We start from the raw sequence: 12,740 nt of genomic DNA on the forward strand, positions 1-12,740 counted from the left end.
CTCAGAGCTAAAATCCCTATGACTTTTAAAGGTTGATTTATCCCTATCTAGTTTTGTATATTCAGAATAAATGCTCGTTTTCATTTTATCCAACTGTCAAATAATCAACAAATTTATAGGAATTAATAATGTTTTCACATTGAAGTTTTATAATTGAAATTGGCTACTGGATGTGGTTGGTGGTTACCTCTTGTTAAGGAGATTTGAAGCCTTGAATCTTGAGTTCCAGGTAAGTAGATCTTTCTATTTTTTTTACAGGAGGAAAGCTTATATATATATATCTACATATTGATGTTGCTTTTGTGTTATTTGCCATAGTAGAAATACTAAAAGTAACATTGATTATTATAGAAAAATGCAAAAAGCACTAATCACCAGTGACAATGGAAAAAGATTAGTGCTTCAGCATTAATTTTATTTCAGAGTAACCACTGCTTTTCCAGTAGTCGTTCTCTATAGGTATTATACAGATAAACCAAATGTATTTCCACAGAAAAAGCTAAAAATCCCATACAACATTTTAAAGCGCAAAAAAGCGAGCATTTCATCTTTACATAAAGAATAAATGCTCGTTTTTCTTTTGCCCAACTGTCAAACAATCAACAAATTTATAGGAATTAATAATGTTTTCACATTGAAGTTTTATAATTGAAATTGGCTACTGGATGTGGTTGGTGGTTACCTCTTGTTAAGGAGATTTGAAGCCTTGAATCTTGAGTTCCAGGTAAGTAGATCTTTCTATTTTTTTTACAGGAGGAAAGCTTATATATATATATCTACATATTGATGTTGCTTTTGTGTTATTTGCCATAGTAGAAATACTAAAAGTAACATTGATTATTATAGAAAAATGCAAAAAGCACTAATCACCAGTGACAATGGAAAAAGATTAGTGCTTCAGCATTAATTTTATTTCAGAGTAACCACTGCTTTTCCAGTAGTCGTTCTCTATATGTATTATACAAAGAAACCGAATGTATTTCCACAAGAAAAGCTAAAAATCCCATACAACATTTTATCAATGTCAAAAGCATCTATTATTACTTTATTTAAAGGCAATATTGAGATTTTCATGTGATTCAACTGTCAAATAAATTTCAAATCGATTAAAATTCCATACAACATTTAATTAGTTTTAAAAACATCTATTTTCACTTTATATAAAACATACATCAAGGCTTTCACTTAATTTAACTGTCAAAAAAAAGAATAATTCAAACGAACTATCCTTTCTTTGGTTGAATCCAATATACACTTTCTGCAACACGAACTTTCAAACCATCCATTATCATTTCTTTTTGTTGAAAGTTTGCCAAAACATTCAAACGATTCCAGAAAGTTCTTTCGCAAGTGGATTTCCCATCAATAAAACATTCCATTTTGCGTCTCCCTCGACGTCTATCATAGAATATTCTGAATCCGCTTACAAGTCTTGACTTTTTTAATTTTTATGATTCTTTATTTCACAGAAATGACTGTATATCCTGCATTTGTCACGGCATCACTCAACATCTGATCTGTGACATTCTCTGTACAATTTAATGTAGCTGTTTTTTCATCTAAACTAACCACTACATCACTTACACCTTCCACTTTACTTAATGCATCCTTTACATGTGCCACACAATGCATGCACATCATGCCATCAACTGTTACTATTTTTTTCATTTTCTTTTCCTCCTTATATTCAACGGGAATATAACCCGCATCTTTAACTGCTTGTTTTAAAGCCACCATATTTACTTGTTGCACATAATCAATATCGGCCTTACCCAAATTATAATCCACACGAACTTCTTTTACATTGGGAACTTTCTTCAAAGCATCCTCAACCAACCATGCACAATGTCCACAAGACATACCATCAATATGCATTGTGAATATTTTGACTTCTTCCATTTCAATTCTAGGTTTAAAATAACGAAGTCGTAAAGCGTTTGTGACAACACAAACACTACTCAAAGACATACATGCCGAACCAATCATTGGTGATAATCGAAGTCCAAATGCTGGATACAATAAACCTGCCGCAACTGGAATTCCTAGAATATTGTAGAAGAAAGCCCAGAATAGATTCATCTTAATATTTTTAATAACATTACTTGATAAATCAATTGCAGTCACTACATCTAATAATGAACTCTTCATCAAAATCACATCTGCACTATCCATGGCAATATCGGTTCCAGCACCAATCGCAACTCCAATATCAGCACGCATTAAAGCAGGTGCATCATTAATTCCATCACCCACCATCATAACCTTCTTACCTTGTTCTTGAAGCTTACGAATCACACTCTCTTTATCTTGTGGTAACAAATCACTGATGACTTCATCCACACTTAAAGATTTACCTATTGCTTCAGCCGTCTTTTGATTATCTCCAGTCAACATAACCACATGCATATTTTTTTGTTTAAACTGCTCTAATGCAACCTGACTTGTGCTACGCACTGTATCCGCCACACTAATTAAGCCAATCACATTTTGATCTTCCACAAAAATCAATGGTGTTTGACCTAAACTTGCATAAGCATCTAAGTCTGATAAAACATTTTGATTTATTCGAATATGTTTCTCTTCTAATAACCTTTTATTTCCTGCCAAATACACATGCCCATTTAGCTTAGCCTGAATACCACGACCCGCAATATTTGTGAAGTTTTCTGGTTGTTCTAGATTCATATTTTTATCTTTCGCATATTCCACAATAGCCTGTCCTAAAGGATGTAAAGAACCACTCTCTAAGCTTGCCGCCATTGAAATAAAATCATTTTCGCTTAGATTTGTATAAACCTTAATGCCTTGCACACTTGGCTTTCCTGAAGTAATTGTACCCGTCTTATCCAATACAATCGTATCAATCGAATGTAGCTGTTCTAATGTGGCAGCCGACTTAATTAAGATACCATTCTCTGCAGCTTTACCTGTACCTACCATGATCGCAACTGGCGTAGCTAAGCCCAATGCACAAGGACAAGAAATAACCAATACACTAATCGCATTGGAAAGCGCAAATTGAATGGTTTGATCACTTATTAACCATACGACAAATGTAATCAATGCGATTAAAATCACAACTGGAACAAATACACCACTTACTTGATCTGCCAAACGAGCAATAGGTGCCTTTGAATTACCTGCATCATCAACTAACTGAATAATCTTAGCCAAAGTTGTATCTTCACCTACTTTTTCAGCCTCAAACTGAAAAGTGCCATTCTCATTCATGGTAGCTGAAATAACAGAATCCCCTACATTCTTTTCTACCGGAAGACTTTCACCCGTAATCGCCGACTGATCCACATAACCTGTACCAGAAACAACTTTACCATCCACAGGAATTCTTTGTCCTGGACGAATCACAACTATATCATGAATTCGAATACTCTCACTTGAAACAACGACTTCTTTACCATCCCTTAAAATCGTCGCATTTTTTGGTGCTAAGTCCACCAACTTATCTAAGGCATCACTCGTTTTTGCCTTGGATCTAGACTCTAAATACTTTCCGACGCTGACCAAAGTCACAATTGTTGCAGCCGACTCAAAATACAAAGAGTGCATAGCCATATGCGCCATTTCTATATTCTGTACACCAAAATAATAAGCCATTTGATATATACCGACTAAGCCATACACAAAGCTTGCACCCGAACCTATCGCAACTAAAGAATCCATATTTGCAGATTTTTTAATTAAAGCCTTAAATCCTGTAATAAAGAAATGTCTTTGAATAAACAAAATAAATAGACAAAGAATCAACTGTGTTAGAGCTGAAACCATCATCCATTCCATACCCTCTAAAATAGGAAGACCAACCATAGGACCCATCGCAATCACAAGTAAAGGAATCAATAAAACTAAACTCAAAATCAATCTTTGTTTAGCACTTCTTTGATCTGATTCCACTCGATTTTGCCGATCCTGCCATTCTTTACGAACCTCTGTCTTTTGGCCATGCACACTAGCTCCATAGCCAATTTGTTTTACAGCTTCACAAATCACTTGTTCATTCACCTTATCTTGATCAAATTCAACCTTCATTGAATTCGATAATAAAGAAACATCACAATGACTCACACCATTTAATTTACTCACAACACGAGTTACATTAGCCTGACAAGCTGCACAAGTCATGCCTGTCACATCAAATTTTTCTTCCATTAAAACCACCTACTTTAACTTCTTTACTAAATCCATAACCTCACTCATAATTTCTGTATTTCCATTTTGAACGTCCTCAACGACACACGTATTCAAGTGTTCCTGCAAAACAATATATCCAAACGCCTGCAAAGCACTCTCTACTGCCGCTACCTGCACCAAGATATCGCCGCAATAACGATTCTCCTTTAACATATTTTCAATTCCATTTAATTGTCCTACCATACGATGAAGACGATTCGTCAATTGTTTGATTTCTTTCTCATCTCTAGGCTGATGCTTTTTATGACAACAATCTCCCATATATTTCACCCCGATACAATGATATACCCCCTACAGGTATATTTCAAGTAATCTGATTATGGCATAATAAAAGAAAGGAAAAAACAATATGAAATATAATTATTACGTGTATCTGCCAAGAATTGGAACCATTCTTGTCATGTTTTTAACGTGCGGTGCACTCTTCTCAAAAGAAATCTTTTTTAATCTCATATACCTCGTTTTTGTCGTGCTCTTTAGTCAAATTCTATTTATATACGAAAAAAGACTATTAAAAAACAATGAACCACAATACGAAAAAATTAGTTTTCGCGATTCATTGTTGATGTATCCTATTCTATTAAAAATTGAACTCTTCCTATTTGCGATTGTCAGCCTATTTAGCGTATTGATCCTTCTATGCATCAATAAAACCATTATGGCACTCATCACATTTGGCGTTATCACAATTATTATTTCACTCTATTTCAATATGCGAAGACACTAGTCTTCCTTTTTTTCTGTCTGATTCAACATACGATATCCAACCCCCACATGCGTCTGAATATATTTAGGATTTGAAGTATCCGGCTCAATCTTTTTACGTAAAGTTGCCATAAACACTCTTAGACTTGGCGTTTCTGTACCTTGAACACTACCCCATACTTCACCCATAATATAATTATGTGTTAATACCTTATCGGTATTTTTAGCTAGAACACACAATAATTTATATTCAATCGGCGTTAAATGAATCTCACGACCATTCTCATATACACAACCCTGTGCATAATTGATGGTCAAATCTCCATTTTCATAGATACTCTCATTTACACTTGTTGTCTGACTATTATTTAATCTTCGAATTGTTACACGAAGTCTAGCCAACAACTCATCCACTGAAAATGGTTTTGTCAAATAATCATCAGCACCTAAATCTAAAGCTTTTACTTTATCTTGATCTTCACTTCTTGCGGAAACCACAATAATTGGAATATTTGACCAAGAACGAACCTTCTTTATAACTTCCAAACCATCCATATCCGGTAAACCTAAGTCTAGAAGCATAATATCAGGATTATAAGAAAGAACATTCATAATACCTTGCTTAGCTGTTTTTGCCAGGCGAAACTGATAGTTTTCCATTTCTAAAGTTGTCGTAATCAAATTTCCTACCGCAACATCATCTTCAATAACTAATATTTGTACTTTATTCATAAAGATTCACCTCCACTGCCTCCAATAAAAATTTAAAACAAGCACCATGAGGATTTACATTCTCTACCCAAATCTTACCACCATGCGCTAAAACAATCGACTTGCACAAAGATAAACCTAGACCCATTCCTCGTCTTGTATCTCCACTATGATTATTTTCCGTGTAGAACATTTCAAACAATTGATCTGGATGCAAAACACCATTTCCATCATCTTGAACTTCAATTAATATCTTATTCTCAACCCGTTTTGCGCTTAAAATAATGTTTGAATTTTCGGGCGTATATTTAATCGCATTATTCATTAAATTCACTAATACTTGAATAATCAAACGCGCATCCATGTTGGCCATCAATAAATCATCCTCTAAATGCATAGAAATATTATGATTACGCTTATTACGTCCCAAATGATGAACAGCCTCTCTAAAAATATCCTCAATCATTTCTGGTTGTAGGTTCAACTGCATCGTACCATTTTCAATTCTCGTTATAAACAACAAGTTTTCCACCAAATCATACAACCACATCGCATCATTATAAATATCCTGATACAATTCCTTCTTCTTTTCTAAAGAAAACGCATTCTCATTTTCCAACAATAACCCTGCATTACCAGAAATAGATGTTAATGGTGTTCTTAAATCATGCGAAATCATTCTTAATAAATCTGCTCGTAACGCTTCTTGTTTAGCTTGTTGCTCTATCTTTAGATTTTCTAGTCGAATCCTTTCCTTCTCTAAAGCCATACCACACTCGTCCAATATCGCAAGCCATAAATTCTTTTCAAAAGAATCCATCTTATCTTTTAACACAATTCCAACAACACCTAACACTTCGTGTGTTCCATTAATAGGCAAATATAAACACATCGAATCCGAATGATAGCTTGTCGTTTTACCGGCTTCATGTCTATTTTCATATACCCAAGCTACAATACCCGTCTCAATTGGACATTGACCTAGTAAAATAGGCTCATCATTATGTGGATACAATATTAAATCTGTATCCAATAATTTATGTAGCTGTTTTAACATAGACGCATAAATCGCATTCACATCATTCGCCTTTTGAAGCATCTGGCTCATCTCCAATAAAACTTGTGTACGATACACTTGTTTGGCATTCTCGAAAGACTGCTTCTTTAAGCGTGTCATTAAAGAACTTGAAGACATAGCCACCACAAACATAACAATATATGTCGTAATATAACTAGGATCACTCAATAAAGAAAAGTAGGGATATGTAAAGAAAAAGTTAAAACTTAATACAGAAATCAAAGATGCCAACAAACTATAGATATAGCCACTTGTCCATATAGATACAAATACGATTCCCAATATATAAATCATTATGGGTGTCGTAATCAAGAATTGAAAGTGCATAAAACCCTTGCCAATAAGCGTACAAAGAACAAGAATCAAAATCATCTTTAACATATCTTTCAATGAAAAATTAAAAGAATTAAAGTCAAAATAAAACAAGCGACGATAATCCTGTGGATAATTCACGGAATATATATCAATATCATGCAATTTAAATAAAGCCTGTTTGGCAAGACTCTTTTCTAAAACCACGCAACTTACCTGTGAAACATTCACATATTCAACAATCTGTTGAATCTTATTGTGCCCATAAAGAATCGTTACTTTAGCTCCTTTACTCTCCGCAAACTTAATATTTTCACGCAAACAACTCTTTGATGCCACACTCATACTTTCGTCTTTTGGTGTCTGCACATAAATAGCACTTAACGTCGCACGATTATTCTTCGCAATTTGAGCTCCTTTTTCAATCACTCTTGAATTATATTTTGAAGTCGATAAACATATTAATACACTAGCCATACGACAAGTATAACACAAGCCCACAAAACAAGCCCACAAAGAACCAAGTATCTTAACATTGTCTTAATATAGTGTTAGAATATTTTTATAAAATCTTAATGCAGACTAGTGTAGAATGTGTTGAGATATTAGGATAGGTGGTTTTATGTTTAAGAAACGTATGAATCGCATTACCCCAGGACAAATGATCATCCTCAGTTTTGCGACTATGATATTTATTGGTGCCTGTTTGCTTATGCTTCCATTTTCCACAAACGATGGAAGGGGCACACCCTTTTTAGATGCATTATTCACTTCAACCAGTGCCTCATGTGTAACCGGACTGATTATGCATGACACATCTCAATATTGGTCTCCATTTGGACAACTAGTCATCTTAACACTTATTCAAATTGGAGGTATGGGCGTAATTACGATGGCCATAATCCTATTTGTTTTGGGTGGCAAAAAAATAGGTTTTAAACAAAGATACTTTATGCAACAATCTATTTCCGCACCAAAACTAGGCGGTATTATTCGAAACACAAAATGGATTCTTAAAGCTACCTTATGTGTCGAAGCATTGGGAGCCATTTTATTAGGCATTCGCTTTCTACCTCGCTTTGGCCTAGTCAAAGGCATATGGTATTCCATATTCCATTCTATTTCAGCTTTCTGTAATGCTGGATTTGACTTAATGGGAGCCCAACAAGCCTATTCATCATTAACAAGTTATTCAAGCGACATACTCGTATCCAACGTCATCGCAGCACTTATCGTACTTGGTGGTTTAGGCTTCTTTGTCTGGAAAGATGTTGTTCAATACAAACGTCATTTGCACAAATATTCCTTACAATCTAAAGTTGTGCTATTTACGACAGCCACTTTATTAATTATTAGTACACTCTACTTCTACATCAATGACTTTAGCCATTGGAATATGAGTTTAGCTAATCAAATCAATGTGTCGATTTTCCAAGCCGTATCTCCAAGAACAGCCGGCTTTAATACGATTGATTTAAACAAAATGAATCAAAGCAGCATACTCTTTATGACACTACTCATGTTGATTGGAGGAAGCCCACAAGGTACAGCCGGAGGTTTTAAAACGACAACACTTGCTGTATTGATTCTAAGTATTCGTGCTGTATTCAATCATAAACAAAACCCACAATGTTTTGGAAGAAGAATTTCCATGGACACATTAAACAATGCCACAGCCTTATTTATGTTATTTATGGTATTATTCTTTACAGGAGCACTCCTTATTTCAGCCTTCGATCAACTACCAATTCTAGACGCCCTATTTGAAGCGGCCTCTGCCATTGGAACCGTTGGACTTACATTAGGAATCACACCCACACTATCAAGTGCATCACATTGTATTTTAATTTTCTTGATGTTCTTTGGAAGAGTTGGAGGATTAACCTTACTTTTAGCCATTTCTAAACATCAAGTTATCGCAAACGCAAATTTACCACAAGAAAATATCACAATTGGATAACAGGAGGAACATATGAAATCAGTATTAATTATTGGTATGGGACGTTTTGGACGTCACATGGCACAAAAACTATATGATTTAGGACATGACGTTTTAGCTATTGATAAAAATGAAGAAAAAATCAACAAAGTACTTTCTTATGTCACAAACGCACAAATTGGAGATTCTACCGACGAAAGCTTTATTGACTCATTAGGTGTATCGAACTTTGATCTTTGCGTTGTCGCCATTGGAGATGACTTCCAAAGCTCACTCGAAACAACAGCCCTATTAAAAGATCATGGTGCTAAACTTGTTGTCGCAAGAGCCGTACGCGATGTACACGCTAAATTCTTATTGCGCAATGGAGCCGATGAAGTTGTATATCCTGAAAAACAAATTGGTAATTGGGCCGCCGTACGTTTTTCAAGCGAAAACATCTTTGACTACGTACAACTGACTCCAGAATATTCCATTTATGAAATTGCCGTGCCAACCGCTTGGATTGGAAAAACCATGTTAGAACTCGATATTCGTAGAAAATACCATATCAACATTCTAGCTACAAAAATCAATGGAATTCTAGACCCACTTCCTAGTGCTGAACATACTTTCCAGGAATCCGAAAACATTCTTATTCTTGCGCAAAATTCAGACGTACAAAAATTCCTTCGGTTTTAATGAAATCTTAACATGACGCCTCTTTCTTTAACACCGTTTAAACATTTAAAATTTTACAATAAAGGTGTAAGAAAGAGGCGATTATTTATGTTAGGAATTTTATCAATAGGATCCGTAATCTACATTTCTTTCTTAGTCCCAAAACTTTTAAATCACATTTTAAATATTACACACCATTAATGTATGCCACGAGCATACCAATTATCCCCATTTCTAAGTTATATATATACTTAAGAAAGGGGATTTTATCATTATGAAAACATGGAAATTAGTCAGTGGAATCATTTCCATTGTATTAAGTGTATTTGTCGTATTCCAAAGTATGATGGCAGGCCTTGCCAACGCACTAGAAGAAAGTGGACAATCCAGTGGCAGTGCAGGACTTGTTGTTAGTATATGCATGCTTTGTGGAGGAATTGTATCGATTGTATCTAGGAAGAACAACTCTAAAGGCACAAACATTGCACTTATTATTTTGTTTGGTTTAGCTACACTCACAGGCTTTGTACTTGCAGGAAACTATTCAGACCTATATATATGGTCTTCTTGGTGCTTAATCAATACAGCACTCGCAATCATTTCATTAAGAAAAGGTATCAGAAATTAAAACTGATACCTTTTAAATTATAATAGATCCTTTGTTTTTCGAACCAAGTATAACGGAAGATTTATAAAACCACCATCCTTACGATACCCACGTTTAGAAAAACGATATGCATGTTGAGGTGCATTATTTGCGACATATGTCTTAAAAGAATTGGCAGATCTATCCTCACCCCCCTTTACTTCAATCGGAATAATTTCCATTTTATTTTGAACCACAAAATCAATCTCACCATTTTTATCCGAATAATATCGAGGTTCAACTTCAAATTGTCCTTGAAGTTGTTGTAAAACATAGTTCTCTGTCAACGGTCCTTTAAATTGATAATCTGTTCTCAATAATATCGCACTATTATCCACGCCCGCCATTTGTTTAAGAAGTCCTGTATCAAACACAAACAGTTTAAACTGATCCAATTTATCAAAAGCAGATAATGGATGTTCCATCTTAGACACATTATATACACGATTCAACATACCAGCTGACACAAGCCATTCGATTGCTTCTTCAAAATCTCTAGCTCTAGCCCCTTCACGAACAGCACCATACATAAACTTCTCGTTGGGTTTCGCAAGTTGAGAAACAATACTTCTGAATACCATCAAAATACGTCCACTATTCACTTTTCCATTATGCTTAGAAAAGTCATTTTCATAAACCTCAATCAATTCTCTTTGTATCTTGGATACCATGGCAGGATCTTTATACTTGATCCATGAAGATACACATTCAGGCATACCACCAATAATAAGATAATAATTATAAGCATCTAATAAACGTTGATGGAAAATTTGTTCAATAACTTGTTCTTTTTGAATACTTTCATAATATGCATATAGCCCAGAATCTATCGCATTTAAAAACTCATCAAACGTCAACGGATAAACATCTAAAAGATTAACCATACCTACAGGATATGATTTTGGCTTAGCCAATAATGTGCCTAAAAGACTACCTGCCGTTATCACATGATATTCATTCGCTTTTTCTTTAAAATATTTAAGCGTATTTAATGCTTCAGGACACTCCTGAATTTCATCAAATATAATCAAAGTTTTTTCAGGTTCAATTTTTTCATCACTGATCATAGAAAGAAGTTCAATAATACGATTTGGATTTTTATTAGTTTCAAAAATAGATTTTAGTTCATCCTCCTCATCAAAGTTAAAATAAACATAATTATCATAATAATTCTGACCAAATTCTTTCATCAACCAAGTCTTACCAACCTGTCTTGCACCTCTTAATACCATAGGTTTTCTCTCAGGACTATTTTTCCATTGAACTAGCTTTAAAATAGCATTTCGCTTCATGAAACCACCTCTTGAATTTAAGTTAACACATTTTTCCATGATTTTCTATACCTATTTAGCACATTTTTCCTGACTTTTTATAATTGATTTAACACATTTTTCTGTAATTTTAGACACCTTTTTTACACATTTTTTCTGAAGCATTAGAAAAAGACAGCATTTAAGCTACCTATCTTACCATATCACGAGTGATGTCTTTTAAGCTTTTAGCTCCACACATCTCCATAGTATCTTGAAGTTCACTACCAAGTTTATCCACTAAGACTTGAATACCTTCTTCTTTTGCTCCATAGATCGCATTCACAAATGGGCGAGCTACAATGACAGCATCTGCTCCCATTGCCAAAGCCTTAAAGATATCGACACCATTACGAAGTCCTCCATCGACAAAGATTTTCATACTTCCATCAACAACCTTAACAATTTCTTCAAGTACTTCAGCTGTTGCAGGCGTCTGATCTTGAACTCGACCACCATGATTTGAAACCACAATGGCACTAGCTCCTGCTTCTTTTGCCTTTAAAGCACCCTTGACAGTCATAACACCCTTCACAATAAATGGTACAGGTGTATTCGAGATAATTTTCTTTAACTGTTCTGTATTCATTCTTCCTGCAGGAGGCTGACAACCTTTTAAGAAAGGAAGTCCAGCTGCATCCACATCCATAGCTACCGCAAAGGCATTACTGTTTAAAGCTAAATCTAGTTTTTCTAAATATGTTTCTAAACTCCAAGGCTTAACAGTAGGAATCGCAAATCCATTATTTTCTTTAATAATACGCGTCGCATTAATCATAATATTAGGATCTTTTCCATCTCCTGTAAAAGCACAAATACCTGCACCGATACAACCTCTGACTAAAATATCATTATAGCTGTTGTCATCATATGCATCTGAATAGTGCATTCCTACAGCTCCAACAGGCCCTGCAAAAATTGGATACTTAAATGTATGACCAAACAATTCTAATTCTGTACTTACAGATTCATTATCTGTAATTGTATCCATGTTGACACGAATATTTTTCCACGCATCATAGTTACGCATCGCAACATCCCCAATACCTTTGGCACCAGGCCCAGGCACAGTATTTCGACATGCCTTTCCATCACAAATTGGACAAGACTTACATAACTTTGTCCCCATCACTTCACGACTTTTTTCCATCAATTCCTTATAATTCATAA

Annotated in this window: 10 protein-coding genes; 3 read left to right on the forward strand and 7 right to left on the reverse strand. The window is 34.8% G+C overall.

The window, feature by feature from the left end; genetic code table 11:
• Positions 1-1,223: 1,223 nt before the first annotated feature.
• The 5 genes from Q3907_RS05415 to Q3907_RS05435 form a co-directional block, all read right to left on the reverse strand.
• Positions 1,224-1,379: a hypothetical protein gene (locus tag Q3907_RS05415; protein WP_003865283.1), complete on the reverse strand. Its 156-nt coding sequence runs from the start codon at positions 1,377-1,379 to the stop codon at positions 1,224-1,226.
• A gap of 79 nt (positions 1,380-1,458) precedes the next feature.
• Complete coding sequence (locus Q3907_RS05420) at positions 1,459-4,167, reverse strand: heavy metal translocating P-type ATPase (RefSeq protein ID WP_301897586.1); 2,709 nt, start codon at positions 4,165-4,167, stop codon at positions 1,459-1,461.
• 9 nt (positions 4,168-4,176) lie between these two features.
• On the reverse strand, positions 4,177-4,470 hold the full coding sequence (locus Q3907_RS05425; protein ID WP_003865285.1) for a metal-sensing transcriptional repressor: 294 nt from the start codon (positions 4,468-4,470) through the stop codon (positions 4,177-4,179).
• A 462-nt stretch (positions 4,471-4,932) separates the two neighbouring features.
• The gene (locus Q3907_RS05430) at positions 4,933-5,646 is read right to left on the reverse strand and encodes a response regulator (RefSeq protein WP_295644060.1); all 714 of its coding nucleotides are present in this window, start codon (positions 5,644-5,646) and stop codon (positions 4,933-4,935) included.
• Entirely contained in the window at positions 5,639-7,492 is a 1,854-nt protein-coding gene (locus tag Q3907_RS05435) for a DUF4118 domain-containing protein (protein ID WP_301897587.1), read from the reverse strand. The genes Q3907_RS05430 and Q3907_RS05435 overlap by 8 nt, the downstream gene beginning before the upstream one ends.
• Before the next feature lie 145 nt (positions 7,493-7,637).
• Between Q3907_RS05435 and Q3907_RS05440 the strand changes: the two genes are divergently transcribed.
• From Q3907_RS05440 to Q3907_RS05450, 3 genes are all read left to right on the forward strand, one after another.
• Positions 7,638-8,975: a TrkH family potassium uptake protein gene (locus Q3907_RS05440; RefSeq protein ID WP_301897588.1), complete on the forward strand. Its 1,338-nt coding sequence runs from the start codon at positions 7,638-7,640 to the stop codon at positions 8,973-8,975.
• A 12-nt stretch (positions 8,976-8,987) separates the two neighbouring features.
• Positions 8,988-9,635 (forward strand): TrkA family potassium uptake protein, encoded by a 648-nt coding sequence (locus tag Q3907_RS05445; protein WP_295560405.1) that lies wholly within the window; start codon positions 8,988-8,990, stop codon positions 9,633-9,635.
• 253 nt (positions 9,636-9,888) lie between these two features.
• Complete coding sequence (locus tag Q3907_RS05450; protein WP_295644051.1) at positions 9,889-10,242, forward strand: hypothetical protein; 354 nt, start codon at positions 9,889-9,891, stop codon at positions 10,240-10,242.
• 17 nt (positions 10,243-10,259) lie between these two features.
• On the opposite strand, the gene Q3907_RS05455 is transcribed toward Q3907_RS05450, so the two are convergent.
• On the reverse strand, positions 10,260-11,552 hold the full coding sequence (locus Q3907_RS05455; RefSeq protein WP_301897589.1) for an ATP-binding protein: 1,293 nt from the start codon (positions 11,550-11,552) through the stop codon (positions 10,260-10,262).
• 169 nt (positions 11,553-11,721) lie between these two features.
• The gene (locus Q3907_RS05460) at positions 11,722-12,738 is read right to left on the reverse strand and encodes an alpha-hydroxy-acid oxidizing protein (protein WP_301897590.1); all 1,017 of its coding nucleotides are present in this window, start codon (positions 12,736-12,738) and stop codon (positions 11,722-11,724) included.
• Positions 12,739-12,740 lie beyond the last annotated feature (2 nt).

It is taken from the genome of uncultured Holdemanella sp. (assembly GCF_958348295.1).
Classification (GTDB): domain Bacteria; phylum Bacillota_I; class Bacilli_A; order Erysipelotrichales; family Erysipelotrichaceae; genus Holdemanella.